The 19,451-nt window shown below is 70.3% G+C and carries 18 protein-coding genes; 4 read left to right on the forward strand and 14 right to left on the reverse strand.

Annotation, left to right across the window (positions count from 1 at the left end; genetic code table 11):
- Positions 1–2 precede the first annotated feature (2 nt).
- The gene (locus tag JEQ17_RS06970) at positions 3–1,331 is read right to left on the reverse strand and encodes an erythromycin esterase family protein (protein WP_200394385.1); all 1,329 of its coding nucleotides are present in this window, start codon (positions 1,329–1,331) and stop codon (positions 3–5) included.
- 251 nt (positions 1,332–1,582) lie between these two features.
- On the opposite strand from JEQ17_RS06970, the gene JEQ17_RS06975 reads away from it, so the two are divergent.
- Together JEQ17_RS06975 and JEQ17_RS06980 are read left to right on the forward strand one after the other, a co-directional pair.
- Complete coding sequence (locus JEQ17_RS06975) at positions 1,583–2,830, forward strand: FUSC family protein (RefSeq protein ID WP_200394386.1); 1,248 nt, start codon at positions 1,583–1,585, stop codon at positions 2,828–2,830.
- Between the two features lie 99 nt (positions 2,831–2,929).
- A complete protein-coding gene (locus tag JEQ17_RS06980; RefSeq protein ID WP_200394387.1) occupies positions 2,930–3,994 on the forward strand; it encodes a hypothetical protein in 1,065 nt (354 codons plus the stop codon).
- A 33-nt stretch (positions 3,995–4,027) separates the two neighbouring features.
- On the opposite strand, the gene JEQ17_RS06985 is transcribed toward JEQ17_RS06980, so the two are convergent.
- Together JEQ17_RS06985 and JEQ17_RS06990 are read right to left on the reverse strand one after the other, a co-directional pair.
- The gene (locus JEQ17_RS06985) at positions 4,028–4,753 is read right to left on the reverse strand and encodes a DUF2470 domain-containing protein (protein WP_200394388.1); all 726 of its coding nucleotides are present in this window, start codon (positions 4,751–4,753) and stop codon (positions 4,028–4,030) included.
- Positions 4,754–4,850: 97 nt separating this feature from the next.
- Positions 4,851–5,459 carry a TetR/AcrR family transcriptional regulator gene (locus JEQ17_RS06990; protein ID WP_200394389.1) on the reverse strand — a complete coding sequence of 203 codons (609 nt, stop codon included), beginning with the start codon at positions 5,457–5,459 and terminating at the stop codon, positions 4,851–4,853.
- 108 nt (positions 5,460–5,567) lie between these two features.
- Between JEQ17_RS06990 and JEQ17_RS06995 the strand changes: the two genes are divergently transcribed.
- Positions 5,568–7,091 carry a cytochrome P450 gene (locus JEQ17_RS06995; protein ID WP_200394390.1) on the forward strand — a complete coding sequence of 508 codons (1,524 nt, stop codon included), beginning with the start codon at positions 5,568–5,570 and terminating at the stop codon, positions 7,089–7,091.
- Here JEQ17_RS06995 and JEQ17_RS07000 read toward each other — a convergent pair.
- Positions 7,059–7,898 (reverse strand): pentapeptide repeat-containing protein, encoded by an 840-nt coding sequence (locus tag JEQ17_RS07000; protein ID WP_200394391.1) that lies wholly within the window; start codon positions 7,896–7,898, stop codon positions 7,059–7,061. The two genes, JEQ17_RS06995 and JEQ17_RS07000, sit on opposite strands and share 33 nt — an antisense overlap.
- Positions 7,899–8,115: 217 nt before the next feature.
- Between JEQ17_RS07000 and JEQ17_RS07005 the strand changes: the two genes are divergently transcribed.
- Entirely contained in the window at positions 8,116–8,313 is a 198-nt protein-coding gene (locus tag JEQ17_RS07005) for a DUF5999 family protein (RefSeq protein WP_200394392.1), read from the forward strand.
- Positions 8,314–8,327: 14 nt separating this feature from the next.
- Here JEQ17_RS07005 and sigJ read toward each other — a convergent pair whose 3' ends face one another.
- From sigJ to JEQ17_RS07055, 10 genes are all read right to left on the reverse strand, one after another.
- On the reverse strand, positions 8,328–9,272 hold the full coding sequence (gene sigJ, locus JEQ17_RS07010; RefSeq protein WP_234048110.1) for an RNA polymerase sigma factor SigJ: 945 nt from the start codon (positions 9,270–9,272) through the stop codon (positions 8,328–8,330).
- On the reverse strand, positions 9,269–10,003 hold the full coding sequence (locus JEQ17_RS07015) for a PIG-L deacetylase family protein (RefSeq protein ID WP_200394393.1): 735 nt from the start codon (positions 10,001–10,003) through the stop codon (positions 9,269–9,271). The genes sigJ and JEQ17_RS07015 overlap by 4 nt, the downstream gene beginning before the upstream one ends.
- 95 nt (positions 10,004–10,098) lie before the next feature.
- Complete coding sequence (locus JEQ17_RS07020; protein WP_200394394.1) at positions 10,099–11,400, reverse strand: alpha/beta fold hydrolase; 1,302 nt, start codon at positions 11,398–11,400, stop codon at positions 10,099–10,101.
- Between the two features lie 138 nt (positions 11,401–11,538).
- A complete protein-coding gene (locus tag JEQ17_RS07025; protein WP_200394395.1) occupies positions 11,539–12,564 on the reverse strand; it encodes a LacI family DNA-binding transcriptional regulator in 1,026 nt (341 codons plus the stop codon).
- Positions 12,565–12,642: 78 nt separating this feature from the next.
- Positions 12,643–14,064: a BNR repeat-containing protein gene (locus JEQ17_RS07030; RefSeq protein ID WP_200394396.1), complete on the reverse strand. Its 1,422-nt coding sequence runs from the start codon at positions 14,062–14,064 to the stop codon at positions 12,643–12,645.
- A gap of 104 nt (positions 14,065–14,168) precedes the next feature.
- The gene (locus JEQ17_RS07035; protein ID WP_189844217.1) at positions 14,169–14,489 is read right to left on the reverse strand and encodes an L-rhamnose mutarotase; all 321 of its coding nucleotides are present in this window, start codon (positions 14,487–14,489) and stop codon (positions 14,169–14,171) included.
- A gap of 31 nt (positions 14,490–14,520) precedes the next feature.
- A complete protein-coding gene (gene rhaS, locus JEQ17_RS07040; protein ID WP_200394397.1) occupies positions 14,521–15,606 on the reverse strand; it encodes a rhamnose ABC transporter substrate-binding protein in 1,086 nt (361 codons plus the stop codon).
- A 96-nt stretch (positions 15,607–15,702) separates the two neighbouring features.
- Positions 15,703–16,680: an ABC transporter permease gene (locus tag JEQ17_RS07045; protein ID WP_200394398.1), complete on the reverse strand. Its 978-nt coding sequence runs from the start codon at positions 16,678–16,680 to the stop codon at positions 15,703–15,705.
- Positions 16,673–17,713 carry an ABC transporter permease gene (locus tag JEQ17_RS07050; protein WP_200394399.1) on the reverse strand — a complete coding sequence of 347 codons (1,041 nt, stop codon included), beginning with the start codon at positions 17,711–17,713 and terminating at the stop codon, positions 16,673–16,675. The genes JEQ17_RS07045 and JEQ17_RS07050 overlap by 8 nt, the downstream gene beginning before the upstream one ends.
- Positions 17,710–19,227, reverse strand: a complete 1,518-nt coding sequence (locus JEQ17_RS07055; RefSeq protein ID WP_200394400.1) for a sugar ABC transporter ATP-binding protein — start codon at positions 19,225–19,227, stop codon at positions 17,710–17,712. The genes JEQ17_RS07050 and JEQ17_RS07055 overlap by 4 nt, the downstream gene beginning before the upstream one ends.
- Between the last annotated feature and the right edge of the window lie 224 nt (positions 19,228–19,451).

Raw genomic sequence — 19,451 nt, forward strand, 5'->3', positions numbered from 1 at the left:
TCCTAGCCGTCCCGCAGCCGCGAGGCCTCCACCCGGTGAAGGTGGATGAGGATGTCGTGGCTCGGGGCGAGTGCGATGTCGCGGTCCGCTTCCGGGTAGTCCGTGCCGATGCTGCGCGTCGGCCTGGCCGTCGACAGCCATGTACGGGCGGCGGCCGGGGCGGTGCGCAGATCGAGTACGTAGTCGCGGTGGCGCACGCGGTCCAGGGTGGCTTCGTTGCTCCCCGGGGCCGCCGGACCCACCGTGAAGCGCTGGAGCCTGCCGTCCGGTCCTGTCGCGTTGAACGAGCCCCGGTCGAAGGTGAATCCGACGCTGACGTACGCACGGCCCAGTTCGTCACGCAGGAACGCGCCCTGCATCTTCGGGTAGTGCTCCGGCTCGTGCGTCACATAGCCGACGTGGGCGTTGTGGGCCGACAGCAGGACCTTGGTGCCGGTGTGCCGCTGCCACCAGGCCACGTTGTCCGCCATGATCCGGTCGCGGTAGAGCATGCAGGCGGCGACCTGTTCGGGGTCATCGGCGTCGAAGTCGTACCCGCGGGCCGTCTGGTCGATGGCCGTCGCGTGCTGGACCGCCCAGTCGTACGCCTCGCCGGACCCACCGGCGCCCTTGATCAGCTCAAGTGCCTCACCGGTCCTGACCGCCATCTCCTTGCGCTCGGCGAGCGGACGGTTCAGGTACCGCTCGATGTACTCACCGGCCTGGACGGTCGGGCGCAGGCCGCGGTAGAGCCTGTTCACACGGTCCAGCAGGCCCGGGTGGTCGCGGGCCACATACTCGGTGACCATGTCGTACAGCTCGGGGCCGTTGTAGGCGAAGTCGTCGCCCATGAACCGCACCGGATCGTCGGGGTGTTGGCGGTTGTACGCGCGCATCCACTCGAGCAGTTCCAGATACTCGGCGTTGTTCCACAGCCGGTAGTCGCGCTGGAACTCGTCCCGCATGATGCGCCGGGGGTCGCCCGTGCCGTACAGGACGTAGTCGTTGAGGCGCAGGCCCGTGCTCCAACTGGCCTCCAGGGCGAAGGTGCGGAAGCCCTTCTCCTCGACGAGGTGGCGGAAGACGCGGTGCTTCATGGCGAAGAAGTCGTGTGTGCTGTGGGTGGCCTCGCCCAGGCCGACGACGCGTGCGTCGCCGATCATGCGGGCGAGGGGGCGGAGATCACCGGTGTCGCCCCGCGGTTCGACGGTACGCAGCGGATGGGCGCCGCGCTGGAGGGCCTCGACGACCTCTCTGTCCGTGGACGCGGCCGACGCCGGTGTCGTGCCGGAGGCCACGATGCCGAGGCAGACGAGCAGGGTTAAGACGAATCCTGACCTATGCCATTTCATGATCCAATGCTTGCGCGCGGGCGCAGCCCGGACCATCCGGCACACCCCCGCTTTCCTCTGAGGTCAGCCGTGTGGGCACACCTGTGGTTTTCCTCAGGGAAGGCCGCCGAGTGGGGCACGAACGGCCGTGTTCAACGCGTTCCCGGCCGTGTCAGACTGGCCGCTCGGCCTGTGCCTCCTTGCCGTCGTCTCGGGTGAGCTGCGCCGTCTGGACGAGTTCGGTGCGGCTGTGGAACGGGAAGTGCCCAAGGATGCGAGATGTACGTGAGGCGTGGGCCGCGGGCAGGGCCCGGGTCGCGAAGTGGCGCCAGGAGCCGGTGTTCGTCCAGACGGTCCGTTCCGCGGCCGCCGCGACGATCGCGTACGTCGTGGCGCTGCGGTTCAGTCCCGAGGCCGCTCCTCTCACCGCTCCCCTGACCGCGCTCCTCGTCGTCCAGGTCACGCTCTACGCCACCCTCACGACCGGCATACGCCGCGTCAACGCCGTGGTGGCGGGCGTCCTCGTCGCCATCGTCTTCAGCGCGCTCGTGGGGCTGACCTGGTGGAGTCTCGGGCTGCTCATCCTTGCCTCGCTGGCCGTCGGGCACCTGGTGCGGGTGAGCGAGTTCGTGCCCGAGGTGGCGATCAGCGCCATGCTGGTCCTCGGCGTCACCCGGGTCGGCGACACGGCCTGGGCGCGGATCCTGGAGACGCTGATCGGCGCTCTGGTGGGGCTCGGCTGCAATCTGCTGTTCGCTCCCCCGGTGTGGGTCGGCGCGGCGGGCGAGTCCATCGAGGATCTGGCGCGCCGGATGCGGCAGTTGCTGCTGCGCGTGGGCGAGGAGGCCGCCGGCCGCCCTCCGGTGGCGGTCGCGGCGGCGCGGCTCCACGAGGCACGGGAGCTGGACCACGACATCGTCGAGGTGGACGCGGCCCTCAAACAGGCCGAGGACAGCCTGCGGCTCAATCCGCGTGTACGGGAGGGACTGCTGCACCGGGTCGTGCTGCGCACCGGCCTCGACACGCTGGAGATCTGCACGGTGGTCCTGCGGGTGCTCGCGCGCACCCTCACGGACCTCGCCAAGGAGCGGGCGCCCGAGCCGTTGTTCGAGGCGGAGATCGGGGCGACCCTGGAGCAGTTGCTGGCGGAGGTCGGCGACGCCGTGGTCAGCTTCGCCGTCCTCGTCACCACCGATGTCAGTCACAGCGCAGAGTCGGCGGAGTCCCGGCTCGCCTCCGAGCTCGTGGCCGCGACCGCCACCCGCGAAAAGCTGGCCCAGCTTCTCCTGGAGGAGGTCCAGCGGGACGCCCGGCAGTGGCAGTTGCACGGGGCCGTCCTCACCGAGGTCACACGGATACTCGACGAACTCGACATGGAGCACCGCTCGCGCCGGCTCCTGGAGGAACTGGACCGCTGCACGCAGGAACAGCGCGAGCGCATGCCGCGCCTGGACCGCCTGCGCCGACGGCTGCGCTCCGCCCGGCGGAACCGTAACGCCCCCTCACGTCGTACTACGTGACGAGTTGAGCGCCGTGCGTGTACGTCCCTCCCGACGAGGGACGTACGCGCACGGCGATCGCGGAACGACATATCTGTATGACGACAGAGGGAGTTACGGATGGCCGACGGCACCGTGCGGATCGACGGGAACTCACTGCGGCTGGCGGGCGGTGTGCAGGTCCGGTTCATCCGCACCCTGCGCCTGCCCGAGACGGGTACGCACCCCCTGCCCCCGGGGCTCGGCGAGTTCCCGCTGCGGCGCGTGGAGGACTACCCGGAGACGGTGCCCGCCGAGTGGCTGGCGCGTGGCGGGGTGATGCTGCCGGTGTATCTGCGCGAGGCGATGTGGCTGAGCTTCGGCGGTACGTCGGAACCGGCCGCTCTCCAGGTGGGCGTCGGAAAGGTGTGCGCGGTCTCCGGCAAGCCGTGGAGTCCCCGGCCGGCGCGGAAGCCGCAGAACTACGTGGTCCTGCCCCGTCAGCCGTGGCTCGACGGCATCAACTCCGGGAAGGGCACGGTCCGTCAGTTCGTGGCGGTGCCGCTCGGTCTCGGTGCCACGGTCGAGGGCCAGGTCACCGGCGAGGAGGTGTGGGGCGGCGTACAGCTGCAGTCGTTCCCGCTGAACGACACCGCACTGCACGCCTGGCGTGAGGAGCAGCGCCGGCTGGCCGAGGCGGCCGAGCAGCGCCGCAGGAGCGCCGAGGCGGCCGGTTACGGCGCGGCGATGCCCATGGCGCCCGGTTCCGCGCCCCAGTGGGGTGCTCCGGCTCCGGCGCCTGCGGGCGGTGCGCCGCGGGCCGCGGCGGCGATGGGTCTCGGCGTCGGCGGTTCGATGCGCCAGGAGGTCTACAAGGACGACCGTCCGTTGTCGGACTGGGCGACCACTGCGGCCGGCCGGGTCTTCGTGCACCTCGTGACGCCGCCCGAGTGGCGCCGCATCACGGGCGAGGCACCCCCGGCGTCGCCCGTCGACCGCGCGGCCTACACCCGGGCCGGACTGCCCTGGTTCGACTACTACGACCAGGACGCCGCGGACCTCGATCCCACGGACACGCTCGGCGACGTCAAGCCGGTCGGCGACTGGCTCGGCGACGACCACACGCCGTGGCAGCCGCCGTCGCCCCAGCAGGTCAAGCCGCTGGGAGACGCGCCGGGCAAGCCCGTCGTGGACGGCGAGTGGTGAAAGCGGCTCCGGCCCGCGGCCGGAGTGTTCACCTCATCCGTCACCCTCCGTGCGCTGTCGCTGCAGCGCGCGCGGGCAGCTCGCGCTGCTCGCCTGTGTGAGCAGGACGTGCATGCGCTCGGTGAGCTGTCCGACGTCGTCGGCGGGCCGGTGGAAGGGCAGCCGTACGTCGCCGTGCCCGCGCGCACGCTCGATGCGCAGCGTCAGTCCGTGCCGGTCGACGGCGAGCGGCTGTACGCGCACGGCACCGTGCAGGCTGTCCGGTTCGACGAGGCGGGTCAGCCGCTCGACCGCGTCCGGGTGGGCGTCGGCGAGGTGCGTCAGCAGCTGCGCCTCCGCGAGGGCCAGCGGGTCGGGTTCGGCGATGGCGAACTCGTCGAGGTCGACGACGACCGCCCCGCCGGGCTCGCGGAGCACGGCGCGCGTGGTGTGGAACGCCAAGTGCCCTTCCTCGGGCGCGAACCAGCCGGCCATCCAGAGCCTGGCGCGGATCCGGTGCCGTACGGGGACGGGCGCCACGTCGGCGAACTCCAGGACGGCGGACGGCTCTCCGCGCGGCGCGCAGATCGCGGCCGCGGCCAGCGTGCTGTCGTCCGGCAGGTGCAGCAGCACCCGGCCGTCCTCGGCGACGGTGTGTACGCCGATGAACTCCTCCCGACCGCCCTCCGCGGTCACCGCGCAGGACCATGCCGCGGCGAGCACGGACCGGGCACGCTGTGCCGTGGCCGGCGCGGCCGTCCAGCTGTGACGGTCACCCATCCCAAACCTCCCTTAGGTAAGCCTTGCCTAACCTATCGAAGATCGGGGTGTACGCCAACCACGCGGAACCGGTCGTCACACCTTGGTGACGGGGAATTCACGGAGTGATGGCACCCAACAGCGCCCGTGCGCACAGGTCGCGCACCTGATCCCGGGACAGGCCGGGCTCCTTGAGCCACTCCAGACAGGCCGCCGCCATGAAGGCGAGCCAGCCCCGCACGGCGATCCGCAGCGCCGGCAGGTCCTCCTCGGTCCAGGCGGTCTCCGGGTCCGCCGCGAGCGCCTCCAGGATCTGCCGCTGCTGGGCGGCGAGCGTCTCGCGGTACACCCTGCGCACGGCCTGGTCCCCCGCCGCCTCGGCGCGATGGAAGGCCCGGAAGCCGTGCGCGTGCGCCTGGACGTACTCCAGGAAGGTGTCGAGTCCGGCGTCGATCTGTTCACGCACCGGCACACCGGGCACGGCGGCGGTGACCCGCAGCATCCGCTTGCTCTCGCGCTCCACGACGGCCGCGAAGAAGTCCCGCTTGGTCGGGAAGTAGTGGTACAGCAACCCGCGTGAGACGCCCGCGAGTTCGGCGACCTGCTCGATCCACACGTCCTCGTACGGACTCTCCGAGAACAGCCGCGCCCCGACCGAGAGCAGCTGCTCACGGCGCTCCTCGGTGCTGAGCCGACGGCGTGTGCGCTCCCCCTCGTTGGCGGCCATGTCCGCACCTTACTTGACGTCGGTTCAACAGCGGGATCACACTGGGAGCCGCTATTGAATCCGCGTACAACAAGCCCAACCGGCGCTCGGCACAAGGGAGATGGCGTGATGGCGGGGACGACGAGGAACGCGCTGCCGAAGGGGTTCCGCAGTGCCGAGCTGGGCTGGCCCGAGCTGCATCGCATCCCGCGTCCGCCGCACCGCGTGCCGTTGGTCGGTGACGTCGTCGGCGTCAACCTCCGCACCCCGTTGCAGGATTCGCTGCGTGTCGGACGGCAGCTCGGGCCGATCTTCCGGCGCAAGGGGTTCGGCAAGGAGATCGTCTTCGTGTGGGGCGCGAGGCTCTCGGGCGAGATGGCGGACGAGTCGCGGTTCGCCAAGCACGTGGGGCTGGGGGTCGCCAACCTCCGGCCGGTCGCCGGGGACGGCCTGTTCACCGCGTACAACCACGAGCCCAACTGGCAGCTGGCGCACGACGTGCTGGCGCCCGGCTTCAGCCGCGACGCGATGGAGAGCTACCACGCGATGATGCTGGAGGTGACGGGCCGGCTGACGGACCGCTGGGACGGCGAGCGGGCGGCGGGCCGGGCCGTCGACGTGCCCGGCGACATGACCAAGCTGACGCTGGAGACGATCGCCCGCACCGGCTTCGGCCACGACTTCGGCTCGTTCGAACGCACCCGGCCGCACCCCTTCGTCACGGCCATGGTGGGCGCCCTGATGTACGCGCAGCGGCTCAACGTCGTCCCCGTGCCGTTGGCCCCGGTGCTGATGCGCTCCGCCACCCGCCGCAACGACACCGACGTGGCGTACCTCAACCGCACGGTCGACGACGTGGTCGAGGCCCGCATCAACGGGCCCGCCGGGGAAGGCGACCTGCTGGACCGGATGCTGGACACGGCACATCCCGAGACGGGCGAGCGCCTCACGCCGGAGAACATCCGCCGCCAGGTCATCACCTTCCTGATCGCGGGCCACGAGACCACGTCAGGCGCGCTCTCCTTCGCCCTGCACTACCTCGCGCAGCACCCCGACATCGCCGCCCGCGCCCGCGCGGAGGTCGACCGCGTCTGGGGCGACACACCACAACCCGCCTACGACCAGGTCGCCAGGCTCCGGTACGTACGGCGGGTGCTCGACGAGTCGCTGCGTCTGTGGCCGACGGCGCCCGCGTACGCGCGCGAGGCCAAGGAGGACACGGTCCTCGGCGGTGTCCATCCAATGCGTCGGGGCGCGTGGGCCCTGGTCCTGATCCCGCTGCTGCACCGCGACCCCGAGGTGTGGGGCGCGGACACGGAGGGCTTCGATCCCGACCGCTTCGAGCCGGGTGCCGTACGGGCCCGGGCCGCGCACACGTTCAAGCCGTTCGGCACCGGTGCGCGGGCGTGCATCGGACGGCAGTTCGCGCTGCACGAGGCGACGCTGGTGCTGGGGCTGCTGCTGCGCCGCTACGAGCTGCGGCCGGATCCGGCGTACCGGCTGCGGGTGGCCGAGCGGCTCACACTGATGCCGGAGGGGCTGACGCTCCATCTCGACCGCCGCTCCCCCGCGGCTCCCGCGCGGCCGGAGATCCCGGCCGTGTCCGAGACGACCTCGGCTTCACGGTGTCCAGTGACCGGGGCGGGTGACTGACGCCGGAAGCCTGGTACCGGGACTGCCCTTCGCCGCGTTGACCTGCGGCTGGGTGAGGAAGAGCGCGTCGGTCAGGTCGGCGTCCGTGAGATCGGTGTCGCGCAGGTCTGCGCCGATCAGGTCCGCGCTCCGCAGATCGGCGCCCGTCAGGTCGGCGGCGATCAGGTACGCGCCGCGGAGGTTGGCGCCTCTCAGGTCGGCGCCCTTGAGCCGGGCGCCCATGAGGTCGGCGCCCCGGCGCTCCTTCTTCCTGCCCCGGCCGAGGCCGGCACGCGCCAGCTCGCTCGCGCGCAGCAGCAGGACGTTGACGTCCTGGCGGATCGACGACACGTCCAGCTCGGCGAGCTCTTCCGGGGCCCGGCGGGTGAGCGCCTCGGTCCTGTCGAGCTCTCGTCGCAGTTCGGGGTGGATCGGGCGGGCGGCGGGCAGGTCCAACGCCTCGGTGAGGTACCGGAGAAGCTCGTGGAGCCGGCGTACGACCGGGAACACGTCGAACATGAGCCGGGCCCGCTCCCCGGAGCCCGAGCGCCAGTCCGCGCCCTGGAAGGTGACCTGCGAGACCTTCTGGCCCGCGCCGAAGCAGTCGTAGACCGTGCAGCCGTTGAAGCCGCGCTGCCGCAGCTCCGTGTGGATGCCGCAGCGGTTGTCCGTACGGAGGTTCCGGCAGGGGGTTCCGGCCGCCTTGTCGATCGCGAAGTCCGCCGATGCGGAGAAGGGCAGCGCCACACAGCACAGCCCGAAGCACTGGGTGCAGTCCGCCTTCAGTTCGGTGGGGGCGGGTGCCGCGGTGCCGGTTTCATCTTGCATGTCCCCACCCTACGCAGCGCGAACTGCTTACCGATCACCGGAGGCCGGGAGACCGTTCGGCCTCCCGGACATCCAGTCCCCTCCCGGACATCCAACTCCCTTGCGGGCAACGAACTCACCGATGAGTTTTCGGCGCCGGAGGCGTCTCTAATACAGCTGAAAACAAACTCCGCTATCACGGAGGAAAGAGCCCCTTCACAGACCCCGGAGAGATGTCATGTGCACCCACTGGCCCACGTGCCCCACCGCCGACAGCTCCGACCACCACGACGCGGTCATCGTGTCCGCCCATCCGGAACAGGGCTGGAACCTGCTGTGCAACGGCACCATCGTCTTCGACGACACCGGCGAACTCCTGCCGGACGGACGGATCGTGGGCCCGCTGCGCACGATGCGCGAGCCGGTGGCCGCCTGAACGCGACAGCGGCCTCACGTCAGTACGCCTCCGAACTCCAGGCCCGCGAGCCGCTCCGGGTCCGACAGGATGTCCATGGCGACGATCCTCCCGTCCACCACCGTGAGCGCGGTGACCGACAGCGGCTGCCCGTCGGGCGCCGTGACGACCCCCACCCCGCCATTGACGAGGGCGGGCCTGGCGTACTCGGCGAACTGCCGGAACAGCAGCGCCTGTTCGGCCACCGCCTTGGCACCGCGGACCAGCTTCGACGCCGCCGTGCCTCCGACGAGGGCACCCGAGTCGGCACGCAGCACCACCTCCGGGTGGAGCACCGCGACGAGAGCCTCGAAGTCGCCGCCGCGCGAGGCGGCGAGGAACGCGTCGAGGACCGTCCGCTGCCTCGACAGGTCGGGGTCGGGCACCGGGGCCGCCCCCTGCACCCGCCGCCTGGCACGGCTGGCGAGTTGACGCGTGGCGGCCGGAGTGCGGTCCACGATCGGCGCGATGTCGTCGAACGGCACCGCGAACATGTCGTGCAGGACGAACGCGAGGCGTTCGGCGGGATCGAGGGTCTCCAGGACGATGAGCAGTGCGATCCCGACCGAGTCCGCCCGCACGACCTCTTCCTCGGGATCGAGCCGGTCGGCCCTGTCGATCCGTTCGATCCGGTCGAGCCGGTCGATCACCGGGTCCGGGACGTGGGTGTCGAGGGACTCCTCGCGTCGTGAGGTGCGCGAGCGCAGCATGTCCAGGCAGATCCGGCCGACCACCGTCGTCAACCACGCGGCCAGACTCCTCACCTCGGAGATGTCCGAGCGGCTGAGCCTGAGCCAGGTCTCCTGGACGGCGTCGTCGGCCTCGCTGAGCGAGCCGAGCATCCGGTAGGCCACGGACCTGAGCCGGCCGCGGTGGGTCTCGAAGGCCAGGGCCAGATCCTCCCCCATGGCCGTCTTCGTCCGCCGCTCGTCCTCACTCATCGGCTGAAGAGCTCGAAGGCGACCGCGGGCTTCCCGCCGAAGCGTTCGCCGGTGGTCTGTGCGTAGCCGGTGAGGAAGGAGCGTACGTACGTCTCGGGGTCCTCGTCCGTCAACACCTCGATGTAGGTGCGGTGTTCGAGCAGGGAGAGCACCGCGCGCTCCATGCCCGGGGTCGCGTCCACGGCGTGCGTGGGGGTGCTGGAGCCCGCCACGGCGACCCAGCGCACTCCGTTCCAGGGCTCCAGGCCCGGCTCCGGGAAGATCCAGCGGTTGCCGGCGTCCCCGGCCGCGTCCAGGGTGGCCCGGCCCACGGCGACATGGTCGGGTGTGTTCCAGGCGACCCCGCCCCAGGTGTCGCGGTGGTTGAGGGTGATCACCAACTCGGGGCGGTGCCTGCGGATCGCGGCCGCGATGTCCCGCCTCAGGGCGGTGCCGTACTCGACGACGCCGTCCTTGTGGTCCAGGAACTCCACCTCGGTGACGCCCACGACGGCGGCGCTGGCCCGCTGCTCCTGCTCGCGCAGCGGGCCGCACTTCGCCGGCTCCATGGTGTCGATCCCGGCCTCGCCTCGCGTCGCGAGGACGTAGGCGATCTCGCGGCCGCCGTCCGTCCACGACGCGATCGCCGCGGAGCAGCCGTATTCCAGGTCGTCGGGGTGGGCGACGACGGCAAGCGCGCGCGTCCAGTCCTCGGGCATGGGCTTGAGCTGGTTGTTCGTCGGCTCGGTCATAGTCGTAGGTTATGCGTTTAAGTGACCACGTCGTTGGAAGTCCGCGGGCCGCATGTGGCTGGTCGCGCCCCCTCACATGACAAGGCGCGCCTGCGTCAGGCCTCGTCTCGTGCCAGTTCGATCAGGCGGTCCAGGACTCGTGGGCCGCCCGCACGGACGCCGTCGTGCTCGAACTCGTTCGTCACGTAGGTGCGCAGGCCGCGGATCGTACGGGCCGTGCTCAGGGCGTGGTCGGTGTCGACGTACATGTCGTCGTGGTAGACGGCCGCTGCGACGGGGACCTCGTTGGCGGCGAGGCGGTCGGCGTCGTACAGCGAGGGCCAGTCGGTGCGTTCGGCGAGGAGGTCGGCCGTTTCGCGGAGGGGGCGCAGGGCCGGGTCGCAGTCGAAGGTCCAGGGGTGGACGGACTCGCCGGTGAAGAGGACCGGGCCGTCGCCCGCGAGGGTCTTGGCCGCGTCGAACTGCGGGAAGTCGGCGCGGACCCGCTCGGCGGACCAGGCGGTGGGGCGCTCCCCCTGGGCGTAGCAGGCCTCGTGGACCAGTGCGTACAGCGGGTGGCCTGCGTACGACAGGAGGGACTGGACGTCCTCCTGGAAGGCGTCGGAGAGGGCCGGGCCCTGGGCGGTGCGGACGAAGGCGTTCTCCAGGAGGTAGTGCAGGCGGTGGCTGCCCTCGCTGCCGCCGAGGAGGATGCCGAGGGACTGGAAGGCCTCGACGGTGAGGCGGTAGCCGCCGTTCAGGACGGGCTCGTGCCGCAGCAGGTGCTCGGCGATGCGCCGGGCCCGCTCGACGTCCTGGGGGTAACGCGCGTAGTGGGCGGCGACCTTGCGCTCGATGCGCGGGTAGGCGGCCCGGTAGACGTCGTCGGCGTGGCCGTCGAGGGTGGGCAGGCCGCCGGTGATCAGGGCGGTGCTGAGGCCCTCCGGCGCGGTGGAGAGGTAGTGGGTCGCGCAGAAGCCGCCGAAGCTCTGGCCGAGAACGGCCCAGGGGGCGCCGCCGGTGACGGCCGGGCGGATCGCCTCGCAGTCGCGGACGATGGAGTCGGCGCGGAAGAGCGCGAGGTAGTCGGCCTGTTCGCGGGGGCCGCCGCGCAGCGGGAGGGTCTGCCGGTTGGCGGGCGTGGAGCTGCCGGTGCCGCGCTGGTCGAGCAGCAGGACGCGGTAGTCCTCCAGGGCTCGGCCGAGCCAGGCCTGCTTACCGACGAAACGATTCGCCCCGAAGCCGGGGCCACCCTGGAGGTACACCAGCCAGGGCAGTTCCCGGTCCGTCTTGTCGCTGCCGACCACTTCACGGGCGTACAGCTCGATCGTCTCCCCGGCGGGGTTGTCGTGATCGAGGGGCACGGTGAAACGGCGGTCGCTGAGGACGACACCGGGCTGACGGTAACTGGCGCTCAAAAGGGGCTCCCGAGACGGACGGATTCCTGACCGCGACCCAGTTCAGCACAAGTTCTCCGGGGAACCGAGCCCGGGGATCAAGAAAGTCGTACTGACCGGCCGATCAGGCCGGTCGGCACAAACGTACTGAACGACCGCTCAGCGCGGCGGGAGGCTGGAGCGCCGCACCACCAGCTCCGGCTGGAGCACCACCCGCTGGTGCTCGTGCGGGGTGGGTGCGGTCTCGGCCTCGGTCTCCTCCAGGAGGAGCGAGGCGGCGAGCGCGCCCATGGTCACGGCGGGCTGCCGTACGGACGTCAGCGGGACGGCCGCGGCGGCAGCGAACTCGATGTCGTCGTAGCCGACGATCGCGAGGTCGTCCGGGACGCTGACACCGGCCGCGAACATGGCCTGCAGAACGCCGAGGGCGAGCAGGTCGTTGGCGCAGAACACGGCGGTCGGGCGGTCGCCGAGGCCGAGGAGGCGGGCGCCCGCGTCGCGGCCCGCGGCCACGTCGAGCCGCTCGGTGGGCAGCTCGCGCAGGCACTCCGGGCCGAGCCCCGCCTCGGCCAGCGCGTTCAGGGCGCCCGTACGGCGGTCCCTGACCTGGTTCAGGCCGGGCGGCCCGCTCACATACGCGATGGAGCGGTGGCCCGCGTCGATCAGATGCCGTACGGCGAGTGCGCCGCCCGCCACGTCGTCGACCGACACCGAGCACTCGGTGGTGCCCTCGGCGACGCGGTCGACGAGCACGAAGGGGATGCCGTGGCGGCGGAACGCCTCTATGTTGCGCCCGGTCGCGTCGGCGGGGGTCAGCAGAACGCCCCGGACGCGCTGCTCGGCGAAGAGCGACAGATAGTCGGCCTCCTCGGCGGCGCTCTGCGCGGTGTTGCAGACCATCACGCCGAGCCCGGCCTCGCGCGCGGCCCGCTCGGCGCCGCGGGCCACGTCCACGAAGAAGGGGTTGCCCATGTCCAGGACGAGGAGGCCCATGATCCGGCTGCGACCGGCGCGCAGCTGCCGGGCCGACTCGCTGCGGACGTAACCGAGCCGGTCGATGGCGGAGAGCACACGGGCACGGGTCTCGGAGGCGACCGTGTCCGGGCGGTTGATGACGTTCGAGACCGTGCCGACGGAGACTCCGGCGACTCGTGCGACGTCCTTGATACCCACCGACTGGGCCATCAGGCGGTTACCTCCGGGGAACTGGGAGTGGTGGGCACGCAGTCACATTACCCGCGCGCCCACCTGGAACGGACTCCGTCATGCGGGCAGCTTGAAGTCGACGACATGGAGCGCCGAGGGCGTCGTACCGCTGGACTTCACCTGGTAGAGGACCGACAGCACGCCGTCCTGGGCGATCCGGGTCTCGTCGACCACGACCTCACCGAAGGCGTTGAGGCCGCTGCCGTCGAACAGTGTCGTCCAGTCCGTGTGCCCGGAGGCGGCCGACGCGGCGGCGATCCGTCCGAAGGGCAGGACGGCGTACGCGTTGTCGTACTTGTCCAGGATCAGCTTGGTGCGCTGGCTGGAGTTCAGGGGGACCGGTATCTCGGTCTTGCGCCAGGTGCCGGTGGATGTCTTGCGGACGTGGAAGGCGCGGCCGTTCGCCGTCCGGTCGGCGACGTAGTTGGTGGTGCACTGGCCGAAGCGGCCCGGTACGTAGCTGATGATCGCGTGCGGACGGCCCGCCGAGTCGGTGAACTGGCTCTCCTGGTTCATCAGGGAGTGGTCCGGGTTGATCGCGTCGATCACCAGTCCGCTGTCGGTGACGGCGACCTTGTCGGAGCCGCCGGTGGTGCCGACCACCGTGCCCGCGTTGTTGCGCCAGGTGCGGCCGCGGTCGTCCGAGTAGACATAGCCCGTGTCGTGGTTGGTGATGCCGCCGCCGTTGCACATCACGGCGCCGTTCTGCTCGCGCCAGGTGAAGAAGGAGTGCAGCCGGCCGTTCCTGTCGTAGTCGATACCGTGCAGGTACATGTTCCGGACGGTGCTGGAGCCGTGCTCGCTGGTGTACGTGCCGGTGGAGCTGGTCCACTCGCCGAGGCTGGTCCAGGACGTCCCGTCGTACTCGGCGAGGGCGTTGCGGCCGTTGCCGGAGACCGCGACCCGGTAGCTCAGCTGGAGCTTTCCGTCGGGAGTGGAGATGAACTGCGGGTACGTGAACTGCGAGGTGAGGGCGAGCCCGTCGAGGGTGGACTGCGGTGCCCCGAAGCGGCTCGCGGTCCAGCTCAGCCCGGCGGGGTTGTCCATCAGCCCGGCCACCGACTTCACGTAGGTGAAGCCGTCGCTGTGGGAGTCCATGTTGAGGTGGAGGCGGCCGTCGACCTTGGAGACGCCCATCGAGATGACGTTGTGCGAGTCGTTGTACCGCAGGGTGTGGCCGACCTTGACGGTGGACCAGGTGCTCCCGCCGAGCACACGGCGGCCGACGACGGCGTTGCGGTCGGCGGTGTACCAGACGGCGTACTGGTAGCCCTTGTAGGTCAGCAGGCCGTTCTTCTGGAACGAGTTGTTGTTGACGAGGCCGTCGTAGGAGACGAAGAAGATGGCCTGGCCGTCGAGCGTGGTGTTGCCGGTCCGGGTGACCGAGGGACCGGGGTCGGCGGCCCGGGCGGTACCGGCGATGCCGGGGGCCGCCACGCTGCCGAGCAGGGCGGTCGCCAGCAGGGTGCGTCTCTTCATGTTCGGGGCTCCTGGGCTGCGGGACGAGGAGAACGAGCGAGGGGAAGAGCGGGGTGAGTTGGGTGACCTGAGTGAGCCGGGTGAGCGGGGAGGAGCACGGTGGATCAGGCGAGGTGAAACACCTCGGTGAGGGGTTTCATGGCCTCGTCGGGCCTGGCGCCGTCCAGCGATTCGAAGAACGGCGCCATCTCGGCCTGCCAACGGGCGTTGACCTCGGCGGCCTCCATGCCTGCCTGCGCGGCCGCGAAGTCCTCAGTCTCCAAGTAGCCGACCAGCAGGCCGTCCTCGCGAAGGAAGAGCGAGTAGTTGTGCCAGCCGGTGGCCGAGAGCGCTTCGAGCATCTCGGGCCACACGGCGGCATGCCGCTCGCGGTACTCGTCGAGCCGGTCCTCGCGGACCTTGAGCAGGAAACAGACGCGCTGCATGAAGGGCAACTCCCGGTGGGGGGACGGGTGATCAGAAGTCGAACTGGTCGATGTTCTTCTTGTCGAAGACGGTCGGCTTGCCGAGGTCGATCACGCCGTCCTTGCCGATGGTGAAGGTGCCCATGTCGCCGGCCTTGAAGGTCTCGCCCTCCTTGCCGGTGATCTGACCGGACGCCAGCGCGACGGCAGTACGCGCGGCCAGTTCGCCGAGCTTCGCCGGGTCCCACAGCTCGAAGGCCTCGACGGTGCCGTTCTTCACGTACTTGCGCATGTCGTTCGGGGTGCCGAGGCCGGTGAGCTTGACCTTGCCCTTGTACTTCGAGCCGGACAGGTACTGGGCGGCCGCCTTGATGCCGACGGTGGTCGGGGAGATGATCCCGGCCAGCTTCGGGTTCTCCTGGAGCAGGCCCTGCGTCTGCTGGAAGGACTGCTGGGCGTCGTCGTTGCCGTACGCGACCTTGACCAGCTTCATGTCCTTGTACTTGGGGTCCTTGAGCTCGTCCTTCATGAACTCGATCCAGGTGTTCTGGTTCGTCGCGGTCTGCGCGGCGGACAGGATCGCGATCTCGCCCTTGTAGCCGATCTGTTCGGCGAGGAGCTGGACCTCGGTACGGCCGAGGGCCTCGGCGCTGGCCTGCGAGACGAAGGCGTTGCGGCAGTCGGCCTTGGTGTCGGAGTCGTACGTGACGACCTTGACCCCGTTCTTCATGGCCTGCTTGAGCGCGGTGCACAGGGCGCCCGGGTCCTGCGCCGAGACGGCCATCGCGTCGACCTGCTGCTGGGTGAGCGTGTTGACGTAGCTCACCTGGCCCGAGGTGTCCGTGGCGCTGCTGGTGCCGACCTCCTTGTACTTCGAGCCCAGCTCGGTGAGGGCCTTCTCGCCGCCCTTGTCCGCGGTGGTGAAGTACGGGTTGTTGACCGCCTTGGGCAGGAAGCCGACGGTCAGCCCCTTCTTGGTGGCCGCGTTCGGGTCGGCCTTGCCGGCCGCGGCGTTCGAGGCCCCCTCTTCCTTGACATCGTCCTTGGAGGTGCCGCCACCGCAGGCGGTCGCCGCCAGGGCGAGAGAGGTGACGGCGGCCAGGGCCGCACAGGCCCGACGGAGGGATGACTTGCGCATGGCGGGATCCTTTACTGGGGTGAGTACGGTGCGCCCCGTGAGGGGCGCGGGGAACTGCGCGACCAGCCACGTGCGGCCCGCAGCCTTGGAACGGCGCTACAACGTCAGCCTTTGCGCCCTGGCGATGGAGATCTGCCGTGCGACCCGCGGTCCAAGCACGGACAGCACCAGCAGCACACCGGTGACGACGATCTGCGACTGGGCCGAAACGTCCTGCAGACTCATGACGTTCTGGAGCGCCCCGAGCAGAAACACCCCGGCGATCGCGCCGCCGAGCGTGCCCTTGCCGCCGTCGAAGTCGATCCCGCCCAGCAGCACCGCCGCCACCACGGAGAGTTCGAGACCTGTGGCGTTGTCGTAGCGGGCGCTGGCGTAGTGCAGTGCCCAGAAGATGCCGGTCAGCGAGGCCATGAGCCCGGTCAGGGTGAACAGGATCAGCTTCTGCCGCTTGACGCGGATGCCGGCGAACCGCGCGGCCTCCTCACTGGCACCGATCGCGAACAGCGAGCGCCCGAACGGCGTGGCGTGCAGCGCGACCACGGCGATCGCGAGCAGCACGAGGAAGGGCAGGAACGCGTACGGGACGAAGGTGTCGCCGATGCGTCCGGACGCGAAGTCCAGGTACTGGGTGGGGAAGTCGGTCACCGCGTCCGAGCCGAGGACGATCTGCGCGATGCCCCGGTAGGCGGCGAGGGTACCGATGGTGACGGCCAGGGACGGCAGTCCGAGCCGTGTCACCAGCAGACCGTTGATCAGCCCGCACACCACGCCGAGGAGCAGGCAGATCGGGATGATCGTCTCGATCGTCATGCCCTGGTTCCACAGGGCGCCCATCACCGCGCCGGACAACCCGGCCGTGGAGGCCACCGAGAGGTCGATCTCGCCGGACACCACGAGCAGGGTCATCGGCAGGGCGATCAGCGCGATGGGCAGCGTGTTGCCGATCAGGAACGACAGGTTGAGGGCGTTGCCGAAGCCGTCCACGGTGGTGAAGGACAGCAGCAGGACGACGATGAGGAGGGCGCCGACAACCGTGTCCCAGCGGACGGCGCGCGCGAGAGCGGAGTCAGCCATGGCGGGCGTTCCTCTTCTTCAGTGCGGTCGCCACGCGCAGGGCGACGATCCGGTCGACCGCGATGGCGAGGATGAGCAGGATGCCGTTGATGGCGAGCACCCAGACCGAGCTGACGCCGAGGGCGGGCAGCACGCTGTTGATGGAGGTCAGGAGGAGCGCGCCGAGGGCCGCCCCGTAGACGCTGCCGGAGCCGCCGGTGAAGACGACGCCGCCGACCACGACCGCGCTGACGACGGTGAGTTCGTAGCCGTTGCCGGTGCCGGAGTCGACGTTGCCGAACCGGGCGAGGTACAGCGCGCCCGCGAGTCCCGCGAGGGCTCCGCAGAAGGTGTAGGCGGCGAGGATCCGCTTGCGTACGGGGATGCCGGCGAGGCGGGCGGCCTCCGGGTTGGAGCCGAGCGCGTACAGCTCGCGGCCGCTGCCGAAGTGCTTGAGGTAGTACGCCGTCGCGATCAGCACCGCCAGCGCGATCATCGCCAGCCACGGCACGGCGGAGAGGCCGCCGGAGCCGAAGTCGATGAATCCGTCGGGCAGGCCCGCCGCGGTGATCTGCCGGGAGCCGACCCAGATGGAGTCGATGCCGCGGATGATGTAGAGCGTGCCGAGGGTGACGACCAGCGCGGGCACCTGGCCGAGACTGACGAGCAGTCCGTTGACCAGTCCGCAGCCGATGCCGAGCAGGACCGCGAGGGCCACGGCGACAACGGAGTTGCCGCCTCCCTGGAGGTAGGTGCCCGCCGCGAAGGCGCTGATGCCGAGCGTCGAGCCGACCGACAGGTCGACGTTGCGGGTGATGACGACCAGCGACTGGCCGGTGGCGACCAGTACGAGGATGGTCGCGTTCAGCAGGAGGTCCTTGATGCCCTGCTCGGACAGGAAGTCGCTGTTGCCGATCTGAGTGATGACGATCATCACCAGGAAGACGGCCAGGATGGCGAGTTCACGCATCTTGAACACGCGGTCCACCAGCCGGGTGCCACTGGACTTGGGCACCTCGGCGGCGGGGGCGGGATTGGGAGCGGTGACCGTCACGCGGCGGCCCTCCCGGTGGCTGCGGCCATCACGGTTTCCTCGGTGGCGTCGGAGCGTGGGATCTCGGCGGTGAGCCGGCCCTCGTGCATCACGAGGACCCGGTCGGCCATGCCGAGGATCTCGGGCAGGTCGGAGGAGATCATCAGGACGGCGACTCCGTCCGCGGCCAACTGGCTGAGCAGCCGGTGCACTTCGGCCTTCGTACCGACGTCGATGCCGCGGGTCGGCTCGTCGACGATCAGTACCTTCGGGCCGGTGGCGAGCCACTTGGCGAGGACGACCTTCTGCTGGTTGCCGCCGGACAGGGTGTTGACGGTGTCGGCGATCCGGGCGTACTTGACCTGGAGCTTGACGGCCCAGTCGAGGGAGCGGCTGCGCTCGGCGCGCGGGTCCATCAGGCCCGCCCTGACGGTCGTACGCAGTCCGGTGAGGCCGATGTTGCGCTCGATGGACATGTCCATCACCAGGCCCTGGGCGCGCCGGTCCTCGGGGACGAGGGCGAGCCCGGCGGCCATGGCCGTGGAGGGCGCCCCGTTCCTCAGCTTCCTGCCGTCGATCTCGACCTCTCCGGCGTCCCAGCGGTCGACGCCGAAGACGGCCCGGGCGACCTCCGTACGCCCGGCGCCGACAAGTCCGGCGAGGCCGACGATCTCGCCGCGGCGGACGTCGAAGGAGACATCGGTGAAGACGCCCTCGCGGGTCAGCCTCCGTACGCTCAGGGCGACTTCGCCCGCCCGGACGTCCTGCTTGGGGTAGAGCTCGTCGAGATCGCGGCCGACCATACGGCGTACGAGGTCGTCCTCGGTCATGCCGTCGATCGGCTCGCTGGAGATCAGGGCGCCGTCGCGAAGGGTCGTCACCTGCCGGCAGATCTGGAAGATCTCCTCCAGGCGGTGCGAGATGAACAGCACGGCCGAGCCCTGGTCGCGCAGGGTGCGCACGACTCCGAACAGACGGGCCACCTCGCTGCCGGTGAGGGCGGCGGTCGGCTCGTCCATGATCAGGACGCGTGCGTCGAAGGAGAGCGCCTTGGCGATCTCGACGATCTGCTGGTCGGCGATGGACAGGCCGCGGGCCGGGCGGTCGGGGTCGAGCTCGACGCCGAGGCGCTTCATCAGGGCCAGGGTCGACGCGTGCGTGGCCTTGTGGTCGATCCGGCCGAGCGCGCGCCGCGGCTGACGGCCCATGAAGATGTTCTCGGCGATCGACAGGTCGGGGAAGAGCGTGGGCTCCTGGTAGATCACCGCGATACCCGCGTCCCGGGCGTCGGCGGGGCCGTGGAAGACGGTGGGCTCGCCGTCCAGGAGCACCTGACCGGCGTCCGGTCGGTGCACGCCGGCGAGCGTCTTGATGAGGGTCGACTTGCCCGCGCCGTTCTCTCCGGCGAGTGCGTGCACTTCGCCGGGGAAGAGTTCGAGGGACACGTCCCGCAGGGCGCGTACGGCACCGAAGGACTTCGAGATGTCCTTGAGTGCCAGCACGGGGGCCGGACCCGCGTCGGACCGGTGGGTCATGAGGGCTCCTCAACGACGCGGGCGATGCGGCCTCACGACGTCGTGAAAGGTTTCAACTAGGTTGCCGGGACGTTAGGCATGTAGCCCAGGTCACGTCAATGGGTACCGGCCGAAATTTTCGATAGCCAAAGGTCACAACCGAGTCACGGAGAGACGTATTCGTCGGAGGGGTTGACAGCCTTTCGGGCTGCTCATAGCTTCAGCGTTCTGAATCGTTTCAGACT

Origin of the sequence: Streptomyces liliifuscus (genome assembly GCF_016598615.1) — a bacterium.
GTDB lineage: Bacteria > Actinomycetota > Actinomycetes > Streptomycetales > Streptomycetaceae > Streptomyces > Streptomyces liliifuscus.